This window comes from Paraburkholderia pallida (genome assembly GCF_004524855.1).
In the GTDB taxonomy this organism is placed as follows: Bacteria; Pseudomonadota; Gammaproteobacteria; order Burkholderiales; family Burkholderiaceae; genus Paraburkholderia; species Paraburkholderia oxyphila.
On record NZ_CP038150.1, the window covers coordinates 1,047,232 to 1,071,225 of the forward strand.

Genomic DNA, 23,994 nt, shown 5'->3' on the forward strand with positions numbered 1-23,994 from the left:
TGAGGCAGTTGCCTACCGCTTCGCCGCCATTCGCAAAAGGCGCACTTCTGATGGTTCGGCGGCGCTTACTGCGCCACAGTGCGTTGGTCCGCCGCCGCCATCCGTCCAAACCGCCCGCTGTTGAAGTCTTCTACCGCCTCGCGAATTTCTTCGGTCGTGTTCATGACAAACGGGCCATGCGCAACGACGGGTTCGTCGATGGGTTCGCCGCTCAACACCAGAACGATTGCATCGCTGATGGCGTCAAGCTCGACGTCGGTGCCTTCTTGTGCAAGCAGCACCAGTTGAGCGTCGCTGATGACTCGCTCGTCGCCGTTGACGCGGACCTGACCGCGCAGCACGACGAGCGCGAGCGTCCGGCCCGGCGGCAGCGTCAACGTTGCACCACGTCCTGCGTTGAGCCGCACATCCCAGACATCCATCGGCGTGAAGGTATGCGCCGGCCCCACCTTGCCTGCGAAGTTGCCGGCGATCACCCGCACGTGCCCTGCGCCTTCCGGCAGGTCGATCGACGGAATCTGGCTGGCCACGATGCTCTGATAGCCGGGTGCCGTCATCTTGTCCTTCGCGGGCAGATTGACCCAGAGTTGGACCATCTCGAGCGTTCCGCCTGCTTTCGCGAACGTGCGCGAGTGGAACTCTTCATGCAGAATGCCGGCGCCCGCCGTCATCCACTGCACGTCGCCGGGACCGATCTGGCCGCCGCTACCGGTTGAATCGAGATGCTCCAGTTCGCCCTCGTACACGATGGTCACGGTTTCGAAGCCACGGTGCGGATGCTGCCCAACACCCAGCCGGCGGTCCGTCGGCGAAAAGCTTTTCGGTCCCGCGTAGTCGAGCATCAGGAACGGGCTCAGGTGGCGGCCCATGGTGTGATGCGAGAACAGGGTGCGAACGGGAAAGCCGTCGCCGACCCAATGCGCGTTGGGGTTGCTGTAAGCGCCGAGAATCTTTTTCATCGTCAAATGTTCCTGTTGAACGGCCAGCGGCCGTGGTTGTATGGATACAGGGTAGTCGCGCGACGATGAGGGCGGTAGAGCGTGGAAGTTGTCCTCTGTGTCTCATGGGTAGAACAATGGACCGCGTTCAATGCAGCCGTTCCGGGCGGGCCAATCAGAATTTCGTCTGCAACCCGATGCGCGCCAGCGTCTGTGAACGGTTGCTTGCTGCCGCGCCGGGTTCAAGCAAGCCGTTGATCCATGCTTGCGTCGTTTCGGCATCGCCGCTCGCACGCTGATAGACGGCCTCGACGTATGCCATCGTCGTCTTCGAAAAGTGGTATTGCAGCGCTGCGGTGACCTGGTGAGCCTTGTTGTTCTCGAGCACCTCGTTTCCCTTCATGTACTGGTAGTCGAGTCCCGTCGACCAGACGCGTGAGATCGTCCAATATGCGCCCGCCTTGTAGACATCGATCTTTGCCCCGCTCGCCGTATTCTTTGTATTCGTGTACAGCAGCATGGCCAGCACGCTGCCGAACTGGTAATGCGCGCCGGCCCCAAAATTTTGGATTCCTTCATGACCGTTGCCGAGCTCGGGATATTTGGCGTCGATATACGCGATCCCGGCTGCAAGCGGGCCGTTCTCATAGTTCATTCCCGCGCTGATCGTCGAATTGGCGGAAAACGAACCTGCAATGCCGCCAAAACCGTACAGCGCGCCAAAACTGAATCCAGCGAAGGATGGGCTGCGATACTTGACCGCGTTCGCCACACGCGTCGCGCCGGCCAGGCGGTCAAAATCAAACGAGCCGGTCGGATTTTGCGGGATGCCGAGCGCGCTGAATGGTCCCTGGCGAAAATCATAGAGCCCGCCAAACAGGAACGCACCGTCGAAGAGACCGAGCGTCAACGTGTCGAACATGAAGTCGTACTGGTTGCCAAACGTAATGGCACCCAGCCGCTCATCGGACAGTCCCACGTATGACGTGCGATTGAAGATCTGGCCAGCGCCCGGAATGGTCGCGCCGCTGCTGAGATCGAACTGCGAAGTCAGATTGAATATGGCCTTCGTTCCACCGCCGAGATCCTCGTTTCCGCTGAACGTCAAAACGTTCGGCGCGAAGATCCCGCTGTCGAACTGCGTCACCGAGCCGCCATGCTGGTTGTTCACCCAGGTCACACCGCCATCGATCATGCCCTGCAATGTGACACTCCCCTGGGCGTACAGGTTGGCATGCAAGAATGCCGTGGTCAGGCAGACTGCCAGACCTGGCAGCGCGCCTTGTCTCTTCATGATGACCGATTCCCCGTCGTCGGCGATGGCCCGACCTTCGCCGGACATCGCAGATGCGCGCGGACGGGTACCGCAACCGGCCGCGCGCGTGTTACATCAGCTCTTGTCGTACGAGAACTGGATGCCGGCCGTGCCCCCGGTTTCAATGAACAGGTCAATGAATGCCGGGACGGTTTCGCTGCGCGCCCAGTCGCGTTGCAACTCGCAGAACAGTTGGGCGACGCTGATCATCTTGCCGCCTGCCTGTTCGATACGGCGCAACGCGGCTTCGTGCGCAGCGACCGACGTGCCGCCAACCGCATCGACGACCACATAGACCTCGTAGCCGGCCTTCAGCGCATCGAGCGCGGGGAACGTCAGGCAGGCTTCCGTCCAGAGCGCCGTCATGATCAGCTTCTTGCGGCCGGTTGCCTCGACAGCCTTGCGGAATTCGACGTCTTCCCACGAGTTGATGCTCGTGCGATCGTAGGTCGGATAGTCGTCAAGCGCGGCGCGCAGTTGCGGGATAGGCGGCTTGTTCAGGCCCGTCTTCACGTTGACCGTCGAATGGACGATGGGCAACTTGTAGGCGACTGCGGCCTTGGCGGCGCCCACAATGTTGTTGACCAGCAATTGGCGATCCATCGACGCGATGGAATTCACCTGGACCGGTTGGTAATCGATGACGATGAATGCTGCGTTCTGCGGGGTGAGCAGATGATCGTTCGCGGGGTCGCGAATGGGTTCGCTTGCCATGGTTGCCTCCAGAAACAGTGCAGGAAGTGAAAAGTGGGATCCCGAGGATCGATGCGGGTCGCATCGGATCTGCATGCGCTGTCAATCCTATGTGGGCAACAAGCTGGCTTCCAGTCCCCGAAAAATGCCGACTGTGTTCTATGGGATGAACAACGACGAACCCTGGCAACCTGATTGCCTTAAGATGTCTCGATTGTTCTGCCAAAGGAACAGTCATGGACGACCTGAACGACATCTTCTATTTCGTGAAAGTGGTCGAAAACCGCGGTTTCACGCAGGCGGGCCGGGCGCTCAACATGCCCAAGTCCAAGCTGAGCCGACGCGTCGCCGACCTTGAAGCCCGCTACGGCGTTCGCCTGCTCAACCGTTCCACACGGCATTTCTCGGTAACGGAGACGGGACAAGAGTTCTACGAGCGCTGCATCGCGGTGCTCGTGGAAGCCGATGCCGCCCGCGAGGTCATGGAGCGCAGGGTTTCGGAACCCCAGGGCGTGGTGCGCATGAGTTGCCCGACGACGCTGCTTGAATACCGCATCGGCGGTCTCGTGGCCGACTTCATGATGCAATACCCGAAGGTGCGGATCCTGCTCGATGCCACCAATCGCCGGGTCGATGTTCTCGGCGAAGGGTTCGATCTTGCGCTACGCGTGCGTTTCCCCCCGCTCGAAGACAGCGGACTCGTCATGCGTGTGCTCTCCGGAAGTCCGCAGCGCCTGGTTGCCGCTCCGGCGCTCGTGAAACAGCACGCGAGGATTGCGCATCCTGCGGATCTCGCCGGCATGCCCAGCCTCGATTGGGGACCGCAGCGCGATCACGCCTGGGATTTGGTGGGCCCGGACGGAGCCGAGGCGCGCCTGCCTCACGCACCTCGCTACATCACCGACGATATGACCGTGCTTCGCCAGGCCGCCCTGAAAGGCGTGGGCGTCGTGCAGTTGCCCTGCATGGTCGTCGAGAACGAGCTCGAAAACGGCACGCTGGTTGATGTGGTGCCAGGCTGGACGCCCAGGGGCGGACTGGTTCATGCCGTCTTCCCGTCTCGCAGGGGCCTCCTGCCAGCCGTGCGGCTGCTGATCGACTATTTCGCCACGAACATTCAGAAGGATGAGTGAGCGCCTTGCGCACCCGCCAGGGCGATTGCGTCTTCTTCATGGGCAAACCTTGCGCGGGTGAATCGGTTTTCGCCCGCTCGAGCGCTTACAGGCTTGCCCATGGAACACGGCATCAGGACGCTTCCGTGTTCTCGAAGAAATAGTCGGGCACGTCCGGGCCCCACAGATATAACGAATCCTCCGGCGGATGGTCGCCGCCGGGCCATTCGGTCCCGGCGCCCACGTAGTCGATATCGGCCGAATATTCCCAGTACGATCCCCACGGATCGCGCACGTACTGGAAGTAGTTCGACCCGAGCACATGACGCCCGACGCCCCAGCCCTGCTTGTACCCGGCGTGCGCCATCTGCATCTTGCCAAGCCCCACCTCGTCGACCGTGGGCACGTCCCACGCGCTGTGGTGCCAGCCCTTCGCGCTGCCCTGGGCAAACGCGACCATGTGATGATCGCTGCCATGCCTCGCATGGAGGAACGCGACGATGCCCTCGGAGCCATCGGAAAGCCGCAGGCCGAGTGCGCGCTCGTAGAAGGTGACGGCGCGCGATACGTCCGGCGTGAACATCAGCACGTGTGAGAGACGCGTCGGGCGGGCCTGCCCTGCTTGCGCCCTGAAGCTCGCTCCACGGAGTTGGGGCAGCTTCGCTTGCTGGCGCACGGCCGGCTTGCAGCCGGGCGAGGTCTTGATGCCAGGCCTCACCTGGAGCAAATTGCCGTCCGGATCCTCGAACCAGAAACCGTCCTGGGGCGCGAGCGCCGGCGCCGCAGCCTGCCGCCCTCCCGCGCCCAGGATCTGTTCGCGCAACGGCTCGAAGTCGTCGGCAAAGCCGTTGAACGACAGCCAGGCGAGCCGCTTGCGCGCACCCTGTCGAACCTTGGCCCAGACATGGTCGCTCGCCGAAGCGCGCAGCAAGAGCTGCTCTGCCTGGGTTTCAATCGCGAAGCCGAACGCGGATAGAAAGCGCCGCGCCTCGGCCAGGTCCGGCACCTCGAGCGCGAAGTGGTCGATGCTATGCACGCCAAACGCAGCGCGATCCGTTGCTGACGATGTCATGAATACCCTCCTTCACGCGCCGGCCGTTGCTGCGGCGGCCTGGGTCGCGCCCTGCATTTCCGTGCCAGGCGCCTTGCCGAGTATCTGCGAGAACACGCGCCGCAGCTCGCCCACGGGATCGTCGGCCAGCGTCTCGGAGCGCCACGCCACGAAGCGGTCGGGCCGCACCAGCAGGCAGCCATGATCCTCTATCTCGCGCTGTCTTGCCCAGTCGCCATAGGCGTCGAATGTCCCGGTGCCATGCGCAATGGACACCGCGCTCACATCGACGCCAAACTCCTCGCCTATCTGCTTTGCCGCGTCGATCCATGCCTCGCCGCCAGCGCCGGTGAGCACCGTGAACGCGCCGTGCCCGACCAGATCGAGCGTCGAGACGAGCTCGCGCTCACGCTGTATCCATGCGTGCGGGATCGAGGCGCCCGGCGTGGTCGTGGCGTGATAGTACAGCTCCGGGTCACGGCCCGGCGCGGGGAACGTCGCGCCGTCGCGCACGATCGCCGGCGACGTATAGCGCTGCCCCAGCTCGACGCCATGGCAATTGAATTGATAGTTCTGCAAATCGATGGCGACGGCCAGCGCCTTGCGGCGCGCGCGGCCGGTTGCGCCATCGGAATGCAGCTCGTCGAGCGACTTCCATCCGTCCGCGGCGCTCTGCCCTTCGGCGAAACCGAGCGCCTTCGCGATCGGCAGCATCTCGCCCACCGACTTGATGGCGCGCTTCACCACGCCCTCGGCAACCGGCTGGCGCTCGTCCGAGTAGGTCTGCAGCAGCGCGGGCGACGCCTGGCCCTTGACGATCATCGCCAGCTTCCACGCGAGATTGAAGCCGTCCTGGACCGAGGTGTTCGAGCCGAGCCCGTTGGCCGGCGGATGGCGGTGCGCCGCATCGCCCGCGATTGCGACGCGCCCCTTGACCATGGCGCGCGCGTGCATGCGGTTGATCGTCCACTTCGAGACGGCCTTCACGCGGATGGGCACGTCCGGGTCGCCGATGGTCGCGCGGGCGCGCGCGATCACGGCTTCTTCGCTGAGGTCCGGCTCGCCGTCCTTCGGGTTGTACATGAACAGCAGCACCCACTCGTTCCATGGCCGCACGCAGATCCACGTGCCGCTGCCCACCCAGTAGTCGCTGCCGGGCTGGCACATCCAGTACAGCACGCCGGGCCGATGCGCGGTGTACTTCGTGAGGTCCGCCTCGATCCAGCAATTGACCGCGCAGCCGAGGCCCATCTCGCCTTCCAGCTCGAAGCCGAGCTGCTTGACGACGAGGCTCTGTGCGCCATCCGCGCCCACGGCGTAGTCGGACACGATCTCGAACTCCTCGCCCGTGAGCCGGTCGACCACGCGCGAGTACACGGCTTCGTCGGTCTGGCGGATCGACACCAGCTCCGTGTTGAACAGCATCTTCGCGCCATACTCGCGCGCGGCCGTCAGGATGACGGGCTCGAGCAGATGCTGCGGCGCATTGCACATCTGCGAGGGACTCGCAGCCTCGTAATCGGACTTGCGCTTGATCCCCGTGCCCCACGTTTGAAGGCGCGCGAATTCGGTGCCGGCGAAGCTCGTCGCCCACACGTTGTTGCTCATCAGCTCGTGCGGGGTCGCCAGCGCGCGCACGCGGTCCTCGATGCCGAGATCGCGAAACACCTCTACGGTGCGCTGATTCGTAATGTGCGCGCGCGGCGAATGCGCGGTGCCCGGATAGCGCGTGATGGCCAGCACTTCAACGCCGTATTTCGCCAGCAACGCGGCGGTCGTCAGTCCGGCGGGACCGGCCCCCACCACGAATACGGGTACGCGAATCTGTCTCATGTCTGCTCCTGTGTCCTCTGCTCTTTCTGGGCCGCTCGTGGCCGCCCGTGCGATCTGGTGCGATCTGTTGCGATCCCTTGCTGTTGCGCCCGCGCGCTCAGCGCTGCGGGGCTTCGTCGCGCACGACGTTGCGCAGCACGCCAAGGCCTTCGATCTCGACCTCGCACACGTCGCCCGCGCGCATGATGAGCTTGGGCTCGCGGGCCCAGCCGATGCCGGCCGGCGTGCCGCTCACGATCACGTCGCCGGCTTCGAGCGTGATGGCTTCGCTGATCACGGCAATCAGGGTGGCCACATCGAACAACATGTCGTCGGTGTTGGCCGCCTGCACGACCTTGCCGTTCAGGCGCGTCTCCAGCTTGAGCCCCTTGCCGCCTGCCGGCACCTCGTCGGCGGTCACGAGCGCCGGTCCGAACGCGCCGGTGCCGTCGAAGTTCTTGCCGACCGTCCATTGCGGCGCCTTGAACTGGTACTCGCGCACGGAGCCGTCGTTGAATACCGAGTAGCCGGCCACGCAATCGAGCGCTTTCGACTGCGGAATGTGGCGGCCGCCGCTTTTCAGCACCACGGCCATCTCGCCTTCGAAGTCCAGCGAATCGGACACGAGCGGGCGGATCATCGGCGCGTCGTGCGCAATCAGGCTGCTATTGAAGCGCGGAAACAGGGTCGGATATGAGGGCTGCTCGTACGGGCTTTCCTTCGTATGATCCGCGTAGTTCAGACCCACGCAAATGATTTTCCCCGGCTGCGTGAGGGGCGGCAGCAGCGTGACGTCGCTGAGCTTGTATTGCGTGCCGGACGGCCGCTGCGCATTTGCCCAGGCAACCAGATCCACGCCTTGCGCCAGCAACCGCTCCAGCGTGGCATCGCCCAGCGACACGATCGCCGAGCCTTCGAGCAAGCCCAGCAGACGGGTCTTTCCATCGGGCGAAAAATTCACGTAATGCATGACGACTCCAGTTCAGTTCAGGTGAGGGGCGACGATTGGTGCGCCGCCGTTGGATACAAAAGTACAAAATATATATATTTTCGTCTTTGATCGTTAACCCTGAGTTCTGCATACATACGCGTTTCTGAATATAATCAAGCCCACATGCAGGAGAACCTTGTGGACATCACGCTCGAGAACGCAGACACCGGCGCATCGCGCACCATGGCATCGGTGCTGGCGGACGCCATTCTTCAGGACATCGTCACGGGTGCGCTGCCGCCCGGATCGAAGCTCAAGATCCGCGAGCTGGCTGACCGCTACCAGGCGGGCGTCATTCCGTTGCGCGAGGCCGTTTCGCGGCTCGCGATGAGCGGGTTCGTGGAGGCGGAGGACCAGCGCGGCTTCCGGGTCACGCAGGTTTCGCGCGAGGATCTCGAAGACGTGACTTCGGTGCGCCAGTGCATCGAGTCCGAGGCGTTGCGCGATGCCATCGAAAGCGGGAATCTCGAATGGGAAGGCGCCGTGCTCTCGGCGTTCCATCAGGTGAACAGCCTGCCGACGGTGATCGGCGACCCGCCGCGCATGAACCCGGCGTGGGAGCGCGCTCACGACCATTTCCACACCACGCTGCTCGCGGGGTGCCGCTCGAAATGGCTCAAGCATTTCGCGGCCACACTGCGCACCCAGACGGCGCGCTACCGCCATATGTCGTTGCGCAGCGTGCATGCGGTGGAGCGCAACGTTGCCAAGGAGCACGAAGATATTGTGAAGGCCGTGCTCGCGCGCGACCCGGATCTCGCCTGCCAACTGCTGAGCCAGCATTTCGCCGTCACGACCCATCTGGTGCTCGAGCGCTCGGCCGAGTCCCCCACGCCCCGCAAGAGCACGACGGCCACCGCCCGCAAGCGCCGCACGGCATCCTGAGCCCCGTATGACCGGGCGCTGCGGCGCCTGAAGCACCCGTACCCTGCCCCGTGCCCCCGGCGCTCGCCGGCGGCCTCTTTTTGCGCACGTGCATTCATCGCACCGGTGTGCGCGTGCTCCCTCGCATCCTCTCTCATCGACGTTCTTCGCCATCGCGGCGCGTAAGCCTTCGCTTGCGCGCCGCGATGCGCTGCACCCGGCGTGATCTCTGCATCGCCTCGATTCAGGCCTCTGCATACATCCCTATCACTTCAATAGTTTTTATCTTTTTGTATATTTTTATTTCTAACGTATATTCTTCGGCAGATCGGAGCCGACCTTCGGGACGCTCCATCCAACACCGAAAAACATACGGAGGAAGACGATGCATCACAGCTTGAAATGGGCTGGACGTGAGACGGCCGCACCCGTGACACAGCCGCCGGCTTGCGACGGCGAATACGATGTGATCGTGGTCGGCGCGGGCGGTGGCGGCCTGCCTGCCGCGCTCTTTGCGCGCTGGCTCGGGAACTCGGTGGCGCTGGTGGAGAAAGCCGAAGTCGTGGGCGGCACGGCGCGCAAGGCTGCGTTCTGGTACTGGGTGCCGAACAACCGGCCGATGCACGAAGCCGGCCTCGTCGACGACAAGGACGACTGCCTGCGCTATATGGCGCGGCTCGCGCGCCCCGAACGCTACCAGCCCGATGCGCCGCTGCTCGGCCTCGAACCCTGGGAATACGAAGCCTTCGAAGCCATCTACGAAAGCGCCTCGCCGGCCGCGCAGGCGCTTCATGAGCGCGGCGCGCTGCTCTACCGGCATTGCGCCGACGTCACCGACTACTGGGCCGAGATGCCGGAAAACAAGGCGCCGCGCGGCCGCGTGCTGCTACCCGCGGATGCGTGCGAGTCGATGTCCGATGGCGGCAAGGTCGCGGTCGAGTCGATGCAAGCCGCGGCGCTGCGTGACGGCGTGCAGATCATGACGGGCGTGCGCGTGCAGCGGGTCATGCGCAACGGCAAAAGCGAAGTCGCCGGCGTGCAAGCCACGCGTGCGAGCGGCGAGACGCTCACGCTCGGCGCGCGCAAGGCCGTGATCTTCGCAACCGGCGGCTTCACGCACGATCCCGCGCTGCGCGCGAATTTCCTGCATGCACCGTTCGTTGGAGGCTGCGCCGCACGCAGCAACGAAGGCGACTTCGTGCGCATCGCCAGCGCTGCCGGCGCCCAACTACGCAACATGAACTACGCATGGATGTGCCCGGTCGCGCTCGAACGCGTGGCGGCCGGCGGCGACGACTTCACCGGCACCTTCTCGGTGGGTGGGGACTCGATGCTGTGGGTGAACAAGACCGGACAGCGCGTCGTCAACGAGAAGCTCGCCTACAACGAAATCGCCCAGACGTTCTTCGAATGGGACCCGCAGCGCGCCGAGTATCCGAACTTCGTCCAGGTCGCCATCTGGGATCAACGCAGCCAGCAACATAGCGCGAGCACCGAGTATGGCCGGCTGATCCGTCCATCGGCAGGCAACGAGGCGTTCGAGTTGCGCGGCGAAACGCTCGATGAGCTAAGCGACGCGATTCGCGAGCGCTTGCAGAAGTACGCTCACCTGACTGGAAACGCCCAGCTCAGCGACGACTTCGCAACGAATCTGCGTGCATCGATCGCGCGCTTCAATACGTTCGCGCGCGAAGGCAAGGACCACGATTTCCGCCGCGGCGAGCGCCTGGTCGAGCGCATGTTCAACGGCCCGACAGGCGAGCCGCTCGAACACGGCAACCCGACCCTGTACCCGCTCTCCGACACGGGGCCCTACTACGCGGCATTGGTGGCCGGCGGCACGCTGGACACGAAGGGCGGGCCGCTGACCAACGCCAGCGCACAGGTGCTGGACGATCTTGGCGTGCCGATTCCGGGCCTCTACGGCGTGGGCAACTGCGTCGCCTCCGCCTCCGCGCGCGCCTACTGGGCCGGCGGCGGCACGCTGGGGCCAATCATCGCGTTCGCGTGGCGCGCGGCTCACGCGGCGCACGACGAAATCATCAAGCAGACCGCGCCTGCCGAAGCCGCCCTCGGCTGAGCGCGAGCCCGTATTACGACACCTTCGAGCCGTTCATATCACCCCGCCGCAGCGGCAATTGCCGGCCGCTGCGCATATCAAGGAGACACCCATGCAAATCCAGTCGATGACCGATGAGCAACGCAAGGCCGTGGCACTCGAATACTTCAAGCGCATGGATCGCGGCGACGAGATCCTGAGCCTCTTTGACGAGCACGCCCAGGTCTATTTTCCGAAGTGGGGCATCGCCAGCGGCCGCGCGGAGATCGCCAGGCTGTTCGACGACCTGCTCGGCATTCTTGCCGAAATCGGCCATGACGTGACGTATGCGAATTTCATCCAGCAGGGCGACCTCGTCGTGGTCGAAGCGACCTCGCACGGCCGGCTCAAAAGCGGCGAAACGTGGCGCGCGGGCACGTCCCACGCGGGACGCTGGTGCGATGTGTTCGAGATCCGCGACTTCAAGATCCAGCGCTGCCACATCTATCTCGACCCGGACTATGCCGGCGCCGACACGGCGCGCTACCCGTGGCTCGCGAAAGACAGCGTGCGCCGCTACTGATGCACGCGCGGGTCCGGTGTTTTCACTTAACGCGAAAGAACATGGAGCAAGGAGCACGATCATGAATCGATTCGAAGGCAGGACTGTCGTCATTACCGGCGCCGCTCGCGGCCAGGGCGCGGCCGAGGCGAAACGCTTTCATCGCGAAGGCGCGAACGTGGTATTGACCGACCTGCTCGTGGAAGACGGCGAGGCCCTCGCGCGCGAGCTTGGCGATCGCGCGGCCTTCGTCGAGCACGACGTCACCGACGAGGCGTCGTGGATACGCGTCTTCGAGCGCACCGCGAGTCTGTTCGGGCAATGCGACGTGCTCGTCAACAATGCGGGCATCTACCGGCCGGCGGCGCTCGGCGATACGACGGCGCAGTTGGCCGAGCAGCATTTTCGCGTCAACCAGCTTGGCACGCTGCTCGGCATGAAGCATGCGATCAAGCCCCTGAGCGCGAGCGGACGAGGGGCGATCGTCAATATATCGTCCGTTGCCGGGCTGCGCGGTTTCGCCAATGCCATTTCATACGGCAGCACCAAATGGGCCGTACGCGGCATGACCAAGGTCGCAGCGGCGGAACTGGCGCCGCACGGCATCCGCGTGAATTCGGTTCATCCGGGCTTTATCGCCACCGAGATGCTCAAGGAGAACCCGGACGAAACGAACCGGATTGGCGCCGAAGCCGCACCGCTGAAGCGTCACGGCACGCCCGACGAAGTGGCGGCTCTGGTCGCCTTCCTGTCGAGCGACGAGAGCGCGTTCATCACAGGGGCCGAGATCGCGATCGACGGCGGCTGGGCGATCTAACGGCGGCATGCGGACACCTGCGCATCGCGCGCCGGTGTCCGCCACCGCAACCCGCGAATCAAATCGTCTTATTTAATTAGTATTCCATATATTTAAATCCATTGACTTCTTGCAATTCGCGCAGACGAAGACGTAAGGGGAGACACTTCATGCTGCAAGATAGAAAGCGCGCGTGGCGCCTTGCCGGATGGGCGGCAGGCATGCTGATCTGCGGATCGGCGCACGCGCAAAGCCAGGTCACGCTGTTCGGCCTCATCGACGGCGGCCTGCTGTACACGAGCAAGACGCTCGATGCCACCACGGGCGCCAACGCCGGCAAGCAGTTCTCCATGATCGACGGCGGTTCGTCGTACTCGCAGTTCGGGATACTTGGCACCGAGGATCTCGGCGGCGGACTGCAAGCCAAATTCAAGCTCGAAAGCGGGATCAGCATTGCCAACGGAGCGCTCGCGCATTGCGACGGCAACCTGTTCGGCTGCGAGGCGTGGATCGCGCTCGACAACCGCTACGGCGAAGTGAAGGCCGGCCTGCAATTCTCGCCGTTCTTCCTCGCGCTCTACGCATCCGACCCACGCAACATGTCGTTCTTCGGCAGCGGCGGCGTCAATCTCGTCGACAACCTGCTAGGCACCAGCATTTTCAGTGCAAGCTCGGTCTCGTACACGAGCCCGGCGCTCTGGGGCCTGCAAGCGAGTCTCCTGTATTCGTTCGGCGGCAAACCCGGCGATTTCCAGGCGGGCCGCCAATACTCCGCCAGCGTCAAATATGAGTATGGCGGCCTGATGGTCAATGCCGCGATCTTCGACAGCAACAGCGGCAGCGCGAATCCCACGCCTACCCCGATCGACTTTGCCGCCGAGGGCCGCACGCTGGGCGCGGCGTTCAAGTTCGGCGCGGTCACGGTGAAGGCGTCGTTCGTCAACTACAAGGTCGCCGGCTCGTTCGACAACAACGTCTATGGCGGCGGCCTGTCGTGGTATGTCACGCCCGCGCTGGACCTCGACGGCGGCGTGTGGGTCACCAGCGACCGCAATCACACGGCCAATCATTCGCTGCTGGCCGCGCTGGGGGCGAGCTATTTCCTTTCGAAGCGGACCACGCTCTACGCGCAAGTCGCCTCCGTGGACAACCACGGCGCGATGAACACAGGCTTGTCGGTCAATGGGGCGCTCTATGGCGTATCCGGCAACACGGTGGGCGCCACGGTCGGCATCCGTCACTCGTTCTGATCAGGGAGAAATCGATTGAAATCCGCTTATCCGGCCATTTACACGGTTGCGCTCTGCATGGCCTTTCTCACAGTGGCAAGCGCAATCGACGCGCATGCGCAAGCCGCAAACGACAACTTGCCGATGGCGTCGCAATCCAGTGCAGCGAGCAACGCCGTAATTCCCCAGGACGCGAAGGCCGCGAAGGCTGCCAACCGCGCGCTGCGCAAAACCGTCATGCGCCAGCTTTCGCGCACGCGTGGGCTCGTTGCCGACGGCATCAACGTCACGGCTGCCGGCGGCGTCGTGACGCTGCTGGGCACGGTCCCCGACACCGACCAGATCGATCTGGCGGCCGATGTGGCGCGTGACATCGCGGGCGTACAGGCGGTACGCAACGGCCTGACGCTGCAGGCGAACGGAAAGTGAGCTCGCGAGCAGCGCCGCGACGACCCAATCCGGCGCCTCGATGAGGGCGAGCCGCCCGCTAGCGCTCGAACTCCGTCCCGCGCACCGCCTCGATCAGATGATCGACAAACGAGGCAATGCGCGCCGAAATCGCGGTATTGCGGTAGTAAACCGCATTGATCGGCTGCCGGACATCCTGGGTCTGGCGCGTGAAAAGCTGCACGAGCGCCCCCTCGCGCCGGTCGCGCGCCGTCATGAAGTCGGAAAGGCACACGATGCCGGCGCCTTCCAGAGCGAGCTGGCGCAACGTCTCGCCGCTCGACGACCAAATGGCCGGGGCGATGCGATACGGCTCGTTGTCCGGCCCCGATATCGGCCAGACGTTGAGCGCCTCCGGCTGATTGAACCCCAGCAGTGCATGCTTCGCGAGGTCCTCGACGCGCCTGGGGTGCCCATGGGCTTCCAGATACGCGGGGCTCGCGAGAATGCGCACGCGGCTGCGGCCCACGGGCTTGCTGTGCAGCGTGGAGTCCTTCAGCGCGCCGATCCGGATGGCCACGTCCGTGCGCCGCTCCAGCAAGTCGATGATCCCTTCGTTGCTATTGAGTTCCAGCTCGACCTGAGGATAGCGCTCCCGGTAACCCTGCACGAGCGGCACGATCACATGGAGCATGAACGGTGTGGCCGCATCCACGCGCAGCCGGCCCGATGGCCGCTCGCGGCGCGCGGCCATTTGCTCTTCCGCGCCCTCCACCGAAGCGATGATCGCCCGCGCGTCGTTCAGAAATGCCCGCCCCTCCTCGGTCAACTCCAGACGGCGTGTCGTGCGGCGCAACAGCGTGGTCTTGAGCTTCTCCTCCAGCCTTCCCAAGGTCCGGCTCGTAGCCGAAATCGTGAGGTCGAGCTGCTGCGCGGCGGCCGTGATGGAGCCGCTGTCGACCACGCTCACAAAGGCTTGCAGCTCATCTAACGTGATTTTCATTTTTGATTTCAAATCAAAACATATTCGTTTATAGGCTAGTTTTTAATCAAAAGTAAAGGGCGCACACTCCCATCTTCATCAAAACAGGACGGAGCAGACAGCATGAGTCACGCTCAATTATCGAAGCCGGATCAGTCGGATCAAGCCGGTAGTGCATGGCTTTCGTTGCTGGCGCTCGCCATGGGCGCGTTCAGCATCGGCACGACGGAATTTTCGCCGATGGGGTTGCTGCCCGTCATCGCCGAAGGCGTGCACGTTTCCATCCCGACCGCCGGCATGCTGATCACCACCTACGCGATTGGCGTGATGGTCGGCGCGCCGCTGATGACGCTCGCCTTTTCGCGCTGGTCGCGCAGAACGGCGCTCATCGCGCTCATGAGCATCTTCACCGTCGGCAACCTGCTCTCGGCGGTCTCGTCGAACTACACGACGCTCTTGCTCGCGCGCCTCGTCACGAGCCTCAATCACGGCGCGTTCTTCGGGCTCGGCTCGCTCGTCGCGGCGAGCGTCGTGCCCCGTCACAAGCAGGCCAGTGCGGTCGCCACCATGTTCATGGGGCTGACGATCGCGAACATTGGCGGCGTGCCCGCCGCGACGTGGCTCGGCCAGACCATCGGCTGGCGCATGTCGTTCGCCGCGACCGCGGCGCTCGGGGTCGTCACGATGCTGATCCTGCGCGTGGCGCTGCCGAAGGGCGAAGCCGGAAAGGTGCCGCACGTGCGCGGCGAGTTGAAGGTGCTCACCCGCCCCGTGGTGCTGATGGCGATGGCCACGACCGTGCTCGGCGCCGGCGCGATGTTCACGCTCTACACCTATATCGCGCCGACACTCGAACACCTCGCCGGCGCCTCGCCCGCCTTCGTGACGGCCATGCTCGTGCTCGTGGGCGTGGGCTTTTCGATTGGCAACGTGGCGGGCGGCCGGCTCGCGGACCGCTCGCTCAACGGCAGCCTGATCGTCTTCCTGATCCTGCTCGTCGCCATCATGCTCGCGTTCCCGCTGCTCGCGAAGCATCAGATCGGCACCGCGATTGCCGTCGTGGTCTGGGGCATCGCCACCTTCGCCGTCGTGCCGCCCCTGCAGATGCGCGTCATGCGTGCCGCTTCCGAAGCGCCAGGGCTGGCGTCCTCCGTCAACGTGGGCGCCTTCAATCTCGGCAATGCCGTGGGTGCGGCCGCGGGCGGCGCGGCGATTTCAGCGGGCTTCAGCTATGCCGCGGTGCCCATCGTCGGCGCCATGATCGCCGCTTCCGGTCTCGCGCTCGTATTCGTGCAAATGGCCTTGCAGCGCCAGCAGCCGCAGCACAGTTCGGCACACGATCTTCCACCGGGAAATATTTGATTCAGATTCAAATGTATTTCGCGTTTACTGCCGTTTTTCGCATAGATCGAAATCGGCACAATGACTCCATCGACCTCTCCTTTCCCTCACTGACACGGAGAACATCATGAGCAACATTCCCGCATTCGGCCTCGGAACCTTCCGCCTGCAAGGCCAGGTCGTCATCGACTCGGTGCGCAATGGCCTCGAAGTCGGCTACCGTGCGATCGACACCGCACAGATCTATGGCAACGAAGCCGAAGTGGGCGAAGCGATCGCCGCTTCGGGCGTCGCGCGCAAGGACCTGTTCCTGACCACGAAAATCTGGGTCGACCACTACTCGCGCGACAAGCTGATCCCGAGCCTCAAGGACAGCCTCAAGAAGCTGCGCACCGACGAAGTCGATCTCACGCTGATCCACTGGCCCGCGCCCAACAACGGCGTCCCGCTCGAGGAATTCATGAGCGCGCTCGCCGAAGCGAAGTCGCAAGGCCTCACGAAGCAGATCGGCGTTTCCAACTTCAACATCGAGTTGACGAAGCAGGCAATCGCCGTGGTCGGCAAGGAGCACATCGCGACCAACCAGATCGAGCTGAGCCCGTATCTGCAAAGCCGCAAGCTCGTGGGCTTCCTCCAGCAGGAAGGCATTCACGTCACGTCGTACATGACACTCGCCTACGGCAAGGTGCTCGGCGACCCGGTCATTCGCGCGATCGCGGAACGGCGCCACGCGACGCCGGCCCAGGTGGCGCTCGCCTGGGCGCTGCGCCTCGGCTACTCGGTGATTCCTTCGTCGACGAAGCGCGAAAACCTCGCGAGCAACCTGCTCGCCCAGACGCTCCAACTAACCGACGAAGACATGGCGGATATCGCCGCGCTCGAACGCAATGGTCGCGAAGTGAGCCCCGAGGGTCTCGCCGCGCAGTGGGACTGACGCGGGACTGAAGCGAGACTGAAGTCCCGAAACCGTTTTGAACGTTCGCGGCCTGCGCGCCGCGAACCCGAACAGGAACTATCCCGTGAAACATGATCCGCTTTTCCAGCCTCTCAAACTCGGCTCTCTGACGCTGCCCAACCGCATCGTGATGCCGCCGATGACGCGCTCGCGCGCGAGCCAGCCCGGCGACGAAGCCAACGACCTGATGGCCGAGTACTACGCGCAACGCGCCGACGCCGGACTCATCGTGAGCGAAGGCACCTATGTCGCGCCGCTCGGCAAGGGCTACGCGTGGACGCCCGGCATTCACACGTCCGGCCAGATCGAAGGCTGGCGCAAGGTGACGGATGCGGTTCATGCCAGCGGCGGCCGTATCTTCGCGCAGCTCTGGCACGTGGGCCGTCTGAGCCACACGAGCCTGCTCGGCGGCCAGCAACCGGTGTCGTCCTCGGCGCTTCAAGCCGGCGGCGTGAACGTGTTCATCGCCAGCGGCAACGACGGCGTGCCGGGATTTGTTCAGGCCTCCGAACCACGCGCACTAACCGTCGGCGAAATTCACGAAATCGTGAACCAGTACCGCACGGCGGCGCGCAATGCGATCGAAGCCGGTTTCGACGGTGTCGAGTTGCATGCTGCGAACGGCTATCTCGTCAATCAGTTCATCGATTCCAGCGCGAACACCCGCACCGACGAATATGGCGGCTCGCTCGAAAACCGCCTGCGCTTCCTCGACGAAGTCACGCGTGCGCTGATCGAAGGCACGGGCGACGCGCAGCGCGTGGGCATCCGTCTCGCACCGCTCACGACGCTGAACGGCTGCGAAGACGCCGACCCGGAAACGACCTATCTCGCAGCGGCCCAAAAGCTCGGGGAGATCGGCGTGGCCTACATTCATATCGCGGAAGCCGACTGGGACGACGCGCCCCACATGCCGCTCGAATTCAAGCGCAAGCTGCGCGCCGTTTATCCCGGCGTGCTGATCTACGCGGGCCGCTACACGGGTGAGCGCGCACGCGATGCCATCGACGCAGGCTGGGCGGATCTCATTGCGTTTGGCCGTCCGTTCGTGGCCAACCCCGATCTCGTGCAGCGTCTGCGCGCCGGTGCGCCGCTTGCGCAGCACCAGCGCGAAACGCTGTTCGGCGGCGGCGCGAAAGGCCTCACCGACTACCCTGTGCTCGACGGCACCGCGGCTGCCGCCTGAGCGGCGTGCATATGCACATCTGCGGCACCTCCGCGCGCCGCTAGTTCCGCTCCACCATTCGCGCCGGCCCTGCAATCCGGGCAGTCGCCGTGAGCGATCCGCCCGCTGGTTGTCGGCACGACAACCGCGAACTGGGCGACTTCGATGCTCCTGTACCGCGGCGATGGGTGGTGTTATCGTCCGTCCACCAGACGCGTTGACTTTGTCCCTCGACTAACCACGCAAGGAGCGAACATGGAGCATGAAAAAGCAACCGCGCAAGACGTCGTGCCCAATGTCGTGAACGTCGATACCGTGAAGGAAATCGAGCAGCTCAATGGAGACCATTGGGGCAGTGCGAGGAAGCCCTTGACGCCTGCCATGGACGCGATGCCCGGCCGGCTCGGTGCGAATGTCTCGCGCGTTCCTCCTGGCCGGACAGCGTGTCCATTTCACACTCATGCGCGAGCCGACGAAATATTCTATGTGCTCTCGGGGCGCGGGGTCTTCCGCTATGGAGAAACCATTCAGGAGATTCGCGCCGGTGACTGCATTTCGTGCCCGGCGGGAACAGGGATAGCCCATCAACTGGCCAATCCATTCGATGAGGACCTCGTGTACTTTGCTGTCGGGTTCAACGACCCTCATGAGGTCTGCACCTATCCCGACAGCGGCAAGGTCATGATTCGCAGCCTGCAAGCCATTGGGCGGCTGACCAAAGCGCCATACATGGACGGAGAAACGGGTGAGCCGAAGGTGTTCGAGCTCGCACGGCACGCGGCGCACGGGCGTTGAAGGCACACGCCCCGCACGAGCCGGGGTTTCAACCCGGGCAGGAATCGGACATCTCCAATGCGCCGCTCCCCGAATTGGACACTACAACTTGGCCGTTACAAGCGCCCGCCTGCTTGCACTATGCATCGAACGAGATCGCGAGTCGCGTCGTATCGGAAAGCTTGAATGACGACACCGTCGATTTCAGTCTCCCGGCCTGCTCCTCGAGCGAGCCCGCGGCCGCTGCCGCCTGCTCGACGAGCGCCGCATTCTGCTGCGTCACCTGGTCCATCTGGATGACGGCCTGATTGACCTGCTCGATACCGCGGCTTTGTTGTTCCGACGCGCTGGCGATCTCGCGGACGATTGCCGAAACGCGCTTGATGGCGCCCTTGATCTCGCTCATCGCGGTGCTGACTTCGCTCGCCTGCTGCGAGCCCGCCTCGACGGTCGCGACGGAAGAGGCAATCAGGTCCTTGATCTCCTTGGCCGCAGTGGCCGATCGTTGAGCGAGGCTTCGAACTTCGCTCGCGACCACAGCGAAGCCTCGCCCCTGTTCACCGGCGCGAGCGGCTTCGACTGCAGCATTGAGCGCGAGAATGTTCGTTTGAAACGCAATGCTCTCGATCACGCCCGTGATCTCGGAGATCTTGTTCGAACTGCCGGATAGCTTGTCGATCGTAGCCACCATCGCCTGCACGACGTCGCTGCCCATATCGGCGATGTCCGTCGCGTCGGCGGCAAGGCCGCTCGCTTCACGTGCACTGTCGGCGTTCTGCTTCACGGTCCCGGTCAGCTGCGTCATGCTCGAGGCGGTCTCCGTCAGCGACGCGGCTTGCTCCTCCGTGCGGGCGGACAGATCGAGGTTGCCGGCGGCGATGTCGCGCGTCGCCGAGGTCACCAGCTCGGTCGAGGAGCGGACGGACAACATCGTCTCTTCCATGCGTCTCATCCACTTGTCGAACGCAACGGCGGAGCGGCCAAACTCGTCCATGCGCCGCGGTGAAGACCGCGCCGACAAATCGAGCGTCACCGCGATGTCCTCGAACTTACTGGCGATGCGATACAAGCCGCCGCATACCACGGCCTGCAGATGGAGGCCGGCGTAGAGCGCGACAGCAAAGCCCACTGACGCGAGTGCAACCAGACTTGTCATCGCCCAGCGGTAAAACGGAGCGGCATGGGCATCAAGGTGCAATAGGCCGACTATTCCGATGAGTCCGACGGCCAGCATCAAAGTGGCAATGACGCCGAACGCGAACATGAACGTGAGTCTGATCGTGAGCGCAGATTTTGGCACTTCGTTTCCCTGGTGAATAAGCAAGACGCGGCGGCGTCATGAAGACGAAAGCGCGGCGAGCTGTGTGGCATTGACGGGCGCTTTTTGCGCGCAATGTCGCCGTGGCCGCAGCTTTGCGACTACACGCTGCCCCCTCGTTTACGGCCCGAGATCTGGCGTCGACAGGGGTGTTTACCCCCCAATCCCTGTTCACGCCGACCCGCGAATGCTTGCAAAACGATTAAAGACCTTAGGGCAAACAGGCACCGTACTGCAACAGCCCCCATGGCCGCGCCCAGCGCGTGTGCGAGCTTTTCCCCCTGCTCCTCGGCGGCCCCGAGCGTCAGGAGACGATCGAACAGGCCGCTGTGGCGGCCCGGCGCGGCCATGAACGCGCCGCTTCCGCCAATCGCCCGATGAAACTAGCCACGGGAGAGCGGCGACGCCATATGAAGCGAACAAGTCGCCGAACCGGCGGAGACACCGAAGATTGTGACGTTCTCCGGATCGCCGCCGAATTGCTCGATGTTCTCGCGCACCCACTTCAGCACGGCAACCTGGTCGAGGAAGCCGTAGTTGCCCGAAGCGTTATGACCGCTCTCGGCACCGAGTCCGGGAAGCGAAAGAAAGCCCTGCCTGCCCAGCCCGTAGTTGACCGTGACTACGACCGCGCCAAGCCTCGCGAGTGCGGAGCCGTCAAATAGCGGGCTGCCATTGGCATGACCGCTCCATGCGGAAGAACCGAAGATGAACACGCCGAGATGAAAGCAAACCATCACGGGCCGGCGCTCCGATTTGTGCCGCGCCGCGCTCCAAAGATTGAGCGTCAGACAGTCTTCGCTTTGCGCATGCTCGTCAGGCGAGTAGAGGGACTTCGCCGAAGGAAGATGCTGGATCGGCACGGCGGACAACGGGTCCGCTGCTCGCGTTCAGCTCCAACTCGGAGCCCGATGCGGCGGCCGCCAACGAAGGTCTCTAGTCGGTGCAGCGTAGCGCAAGCCGAGGAAGGCGGTGCATCCATTTCCTGCCTTGCCGTTCACGACGCCCTCTCGCGTTACTGCGATTTCGATCATTGCTTTGTCTCCGAAGAATGTACTGGCTCAATGGGTGTATTACCGCCCTGGTCATTGACCAGCCAATTGATTTGATGCGAGGAGACAAAATACCGGTGGTCGGCGAATTCCGGCGATGCAAGTTTTGCAGATCCGATATGCACCGGGTGAATGGCTAGACGGAAAGGCCTCTCGACACTTCCGATCAATCCATCGCACAAGGACATCGCGCGCGTGAAGGCGACGAAGATGCGCCGGTGGAGCTACGACGCGCAGATCGGGTGACGCAGGTTGCCGTGGGCGCAATCCATGACGTTGAAGCCACGCGGACCGGTCTGCCGCTTTCTTTTCCGGGGCGAAACGGCACGAAATGCTGCACGCAATCCGTGAGACCTCCCTGCCTGATTATTGCGGCGCAGCGAACACGCGCCTCGCTAGCGCCTTAAAAGCCGCTGTCGTCCAGTAAAACGCCCATCGCACACCCATGCTGCGCGCGCTCGCACACAAGCCATACACGCCTGTATTTGGCAGACGGGCAGAAATTCGCCAATCATTGTCGAACCTTCACTACTGGACGATGGCGATCATGGATCCGTCTCGAAGGCTGATATATCCGCTAAAACCTTTGCGCGAAGTCGATGCATAGAAATCGGCGCCAAGGTTTCGGCGACCCATCGTCTGGCGCGATATGCTCGGCTGCCTACAAGAAGGGGCTAAGCCTGCACGGACACAACTCTGTGCATACCGTAACTAGAATATGTGCCGCACCCCGACCGTTGCGCCAATAGACGTTCCCTGAACCCCATAGAACGCACCCGTGTAGGACACAGACAAACCGGTATTCGCGGCGCCGTGGTTATTGACTACGCCGACCTGCGCGTATAGCGTTGTCGATCCCGACAAAAAATAATATGTACCAACAGACGCTAGCAGTGAGTGATTCTTGGTATCGTTTCGATCGCTCATCACCCAGATACCGGCATTAATCTCCAGTTGCCGCAGCGCGGCGTAATCGAATCCGCCTCCATAGACATAGTTGTTGGCCGATCCAGCCACCTTGAAGTTGGCCACCACGGCCTTGGCGGTCAGCGATCCGAATCGGTATCCCGCACCCAGCATGCGACCTATGAATGCAACAGTGCTGGGAACCGGTGTGTTGACAGTACCACCACTGTTGCCATCAAAAATGGCCGCATTGACCATCAGTGTGCCATTGTCATATTTCAGGCTTGCAGCGTACTGTCGACCTGCCTGGAAATCACCTGGTTGCCCCCCAAGCGCTAGCATTACGCTGCCCTCGAATCCCGCAAGCTTGGGGGAGGTATAAGAGATCGCGTTTGAATTGTATACGCCCGTCAAGAACACGTTGTTGCCATAGAGGCTTTGTATATCTCCGAAATCCGCAAAACCACGCGCGTCGGAATCGTATACCGCATTCACGAATGGCGAGTATTGCACGCCCGCCTTGACCTCCCCATATTTTCCACCCAACGCGACCCAAGCCTGGCGACCGAAAAAGTTCCCAGTTGAGTTGTTGAAGCCGCCATTGGCTGGACCGAACCCGCTTTCAATTTTGAACTTCGCCTTTAGGCCACCACCCAAATCCTCCACCCCAGATAGCCCGAATAGCGACGGTGACAGCTCGCTATCCGCAAGGGCAAATGTTCGGCCAGCGTTTTGACCCGCTGCGTTTGGCGTCTTACTTGTGAACAAAAATCCTGCATCTACGATGCCGTAGAGCGTTACGCTACTTTGAGCATGACAAATGGCAGGAAAAATTCCAAGCAAAACGACCGATAAAATTGAACGTTTCATTTCTCACCTTCTCATGCTTGTATGATGCGACAAAGCCGTATCGTCGGCTTAGGGGATAGCCGATCCGCTGCGCACTTTATGGCGAATATTTCAAAGAAATTTATTTCAGATCCTCTGCAGAGATCTGTACAAAAAAATTCAATCTCGTCGCCTCGACGAAAGATCCTCTCTAAACGATGTGTAATTCACGAGTAGTATTCGGTGGGACAGGTCGTGACCCGCCAAAGCAGACTAACCAGGGCATATTTTCGAGCGCCTGCAGGATGAGAATCCACGACCTTTCCCGTGACCGGCCTCAGACTGCCTCCTGCTTCAATCTCCCATTTACCAAGCATAGTGCTATACTTTTCAAACGTAAAGTTTTGCGTTGAGAGTACTTACCCTGGCAATTAATCAATATGGAATCCATATTATTTTTCGTAAAGCAATATTGAACCGCTTGCCTGAGCAAGCAGGAGAGATAGAAGCCTGGACAACGAGCTATGGCTCCTGATCGAAACGCTACTACCGCGGCCCGCTCTTCGCGAAAGAACCGCTCTGGGCGCCCGCACGTGTCAGATCAGGCGGCATCGAATAGCATCCTGTTTGTGATGAAGGCAGACTGCAGCAGTACCACTTGCCAATCCAATTGGCTTCGCTTCGGACGCAATCGGCTGGCGACGCCTGAGCGACTGACAAAGCGCCGGCGCATGATGCGGGAGCTACTCACTGCGGCTCGACAAGTTGCGCGGCGTATCCCACTGCGGGATCACATTCCATTTTGGTTGGCTATGAAGGACAAACGGAGCGCCATCAAGATGTGCCCGGCGGGGGGTCTCGTTCACACACCCCATCGCCTGGTTC

General features: G+C 62.7%; 21 protein-coding genes. 11 read left to right on the top strand and 10 right to left on the bottom strand.

From position 1 onward, the window contains the following. Window positions 1–65: 65 nt before the first annotated feature. From E1956_RS31240 to E1956_RS31250, 3 genes are all read right to left on the bottom strand, one after another. Entirely contained in the window at window positions 66–959 is an 894-nt protein-coding gene (locus E1956_RS31240; RefSeq protein ID WP_134756512.1) for a pirin family protein, read from the bottom strand. 154 nt (window positions 960–1,113) lie between these two features. Continuing rightward, entirely contained in the window at window positions 1,114–2,235 is a 1,122-nt protein-coding gene (locus tag E1956_RS31245; RefSeq protein ID WP_418789329.1) for a porin, read from the bottom strand. 93 nt (window positions 2,236–2,328) lie between these two features. Further along, a complete protein-coding gene (locus E1956_RS31250) occupies window positions 2,329–2,967 on the bottom strand; it encodes a hydrolase (protein ID WP_134756514.1) in 639 nt (212 codons plus the stop codon). A 215-nt stretch (window positions 2,968–3,182) separates the two neighbouring features. Between E1956_RS31250 and E1956_RS31255 the strand changes: the two genes are divergently transcribed. Continuing rightward, on the top strand, window positions 3,183–4,079 hold the full coding sequence (locus E1956_RS31255) for a LysR substrate-binding domain-containing protein (RefSeq protein ID WP_134756516.1): 897 nt from the start codon (window positions 3,183–3,185) through the stop codon (window positions 4,077–4,079). Between the two features lie 112 nt (window positions 4,080–4,191). On the opposite strand, the gene E1956_RS31260 is transcribed toward E1956_RS31255, so the two are convergent. The 3 genes from E1956_RS31260 to E1956_RS31270 all read right to left on the bottom strand — a co-directional run bounded on the left by E1956_RS31260 (window position 4,192) and on the right by E1956_RS31270 (window position 7,891). Next, complete coding sequence (locus tag E1956_RS31260) at window positions 4,192–5,130, bottom strand: VOC family protein (protein ID WP_134756518.1); 939 nt, start codon at window positions 5,128–5,130, stop codon at window positions 4,192–4,194. A 12-nt stretch (window positions 5,131–5,142) separates the two neighbouring features. After that, complete coding sequence (locus E1956_RS31265; protein ID WP_134756520.1) at window positions 5,143–6,942, bottom strand: FAD-dependent monooxygenase; 1,800 nt, start codon at window positions 6,940–6,942, stop codon at window positions 5,143–5,145. A 97-nt stretch (window positions 6,943–7,039) separates the two neighbouring features. Further along, a complete protein-coding gene (locus tag E1956_RS31270) occupies window positions 7,040–7,891 on the bottom strand; it encodes a fumarylacetoacetate hydrolase family protein (RefSeq protein WP_134756522.1) in 852 nt (283 codons plus the stop codon). Window positions 7,892–8,050: 159 nt separating this feature from the next. On the opposite strand from E1956_RS31270, the gene E1956_RS31275 reads away from it, so the two are divergent. The 6 genes from E1956_RS31275 (at window position 8,051) to E1956_RS31300 (ending at window position 13,830) form a co-directional block, all read left to right on the top strand. Further along, on the top strand, window positions 8,051–8,797 hold the full coding sequence (locus E1956_RS31275) for a GntR family transcriptional regulator (protein WP_134756524.1): 747 nt from the start codon (window positions 8,051–8,053) through the stop codon (window positions 8,795–8,797). A 364-nt stretch (window positions 8,798–9,161) separates the two neighbouring features. Beyond that, window positions 9,162–10,856 carry an FAD-dependent oxidoreductase gene (locus tag E1956_RS31280; protein ID WP_134756526.1) on the top strand — a complete coding sequence of 565 codons (1,695 nt, stop codon included), beginning with the start codon at window positions 9,162–9,164 and terminating at the stop codon, window positions 10,854–10,856. A gap of 91 nt (window positions 10,857–10,947) precedes the next feature. Continuing rightward, window positions 10,948–11,397 carry a nuclear transport factor 2 family protein gene (locus tag E1956_RS31285; RefSeq protein WP_134756528.1) on the top strand — a complete coding sequence of 150 codons (450 nt, stop codon included), beginning with the start codon at window positions 10,948–10,950 and terminating at the stop codon, window positions 11,395–11,397. Window positions 11,398–11,458: 61 nt separating this feature from the next. Beyond that, window positions 11,459–12,193 carry an SDR family NAD(P)-dependent oxidoreductase gene (locus tag E1956_RS31290; protein WP_134756530.1) on the top strand — a complete coding sequence of 245 codons (735 nt, stop codon included), beginning with the start codon at window positions 11,459–11,461 and terminating at the stop codon, window positions 12,191–12,193. 149 nt (window positions 12,194–12,342) lie between these two features. Next, the gene (locus tag E1956_RS31295; protein ID WP_134756532.1) at window positions 12,343–13,422 is read left to right on the top strand and encodes a porin; all 1,080 of its coding nucleotides are present in this window, start codon (window positions 12,343–12,345) and stop codon (window positions 13,420–13,422) included. Between the two features lie 15 nt (window positions 13,423–13,437). Further along, window positions 13,438–13,830, top strand: a complete 393-nt coding sequence (locus E1956_RS31300) for a BON domain-containing protein (protein ID WP_134756534.1) — start codon at window positions 13,438–13,440, stop codon at window positions 13,828–13,830. Between the two features lie 58 nt (window positions 13,831–13,888). Here the strand turns inward: E1956_RS31300 and E1956_RS31305 are convergent, their stop codons facing one another. Next, a complete protein-coding gene (locus E1956_RS31305) occupies window positions 13,889–14,791 on the bottom strand; it encodes a LysR family transcriptional regulator (protein ID WP_134756536.1) in 903 nt (300 codons plus the stop codon). A 102-nt stretch (window positions 14,792–14,893) separates the two neighbouring features. Here E1956_RS31305 and E1956_RS31310 point away from each other — a divergent pair, with 102 nt between their 5' ends. The 4 genes from E1956_RS31310 (at window position 14,894) to E1956_RS31325 (ending at window position 19,026) form a co-directional block, all read left to right on the top strand. Beyond that, the gene (locus E1956_RS31310; protein WP_134756538.1) at window positions 14,894–16,132 is read left to right on the top strand and encodes an MFS transporter; all 1,239 of its coding nucleotides are present in this window, start codon (window positions 14,894–14,896) and stop codon (window positions 16,130–16,132) included. Between the two features lie 106 nt (window positions 16,133–16,238). After that, entirely contained in the window at window positions 16,239–17,045 is an 807-nt protein-coding gene (dkgB, locus tag E1956_RS31315) for a 2,5-didehydrogluconate reductase DkgB (protein WP_134756540.1), read from the top strand. Between the two features lie 85 nt (window positions 17,046–17,130). Continuing rightward, entirely contained in the window at window positions 17,131–18,252 is a 1,122-nt protein-coding gene (locus E1956_RS31320; protein ID WP_134756542.1) for an alkene reductase, read from the top strand. A 234-nt stretch (window positions 18,253–18,486) separates the two neighbouring features. Next, window positions 18,487–19,026: a cupin domain-containing protein gene (locus E1956_RS31325; RefSeq protein WP_167760182.1), complete on the top strand. Its 540-nt coding sequence runs from the start codon at window positions 18,487–18,489 to the stop codon at window positions 19,024–19,026. A gap of 118 nt (window positions 19,027–19,144) precedes the next feature. Here E1956_RS31325 and E1956_RS47970 read toward each other — a convergent pair whose 3' ends face one another. The 3 genes from E1956_RS47970 to E1956_RS31340 form a co-directional block, all read right to left on the bottom strand. Next, window positions 19,145–20,305: a methyl-accepting chemotaxis protein gene (locus E1956_RS47970; protein ID WP_269467645.1), complete on the bottom strand. Its 1,161-nt coding sequence runs from the start codon at window positions 20,303–20,305 to the stop codon at window positions 19,145–19,147. Window positions 20,306–20,706: 401 nt separating this feature from the next. Continuing rightward, on the bottom strand, window positions 20,707–21,186 hold the full coding sequence (locus E1956_RS46720; RefSeq protein ID WP_335930022.1) for a carboxylesterase family protein: 480 nt from the start codon (window positions 21,184–21,186) through the stop codon (window positions 20,707–20,709). 900 nt (window positions 21,187–22,086) lie between these two features. Continuing rightward, entirely contained in the window at window positions 22,087–23,151 is a 1,065-nt protein-coding gene (locus E1956_RS31340) for a porin (protein ID WP_134756546.1), read from the bottom strand. Window positions 23,152–23,994: the final 843 nt, after the last annotated feature.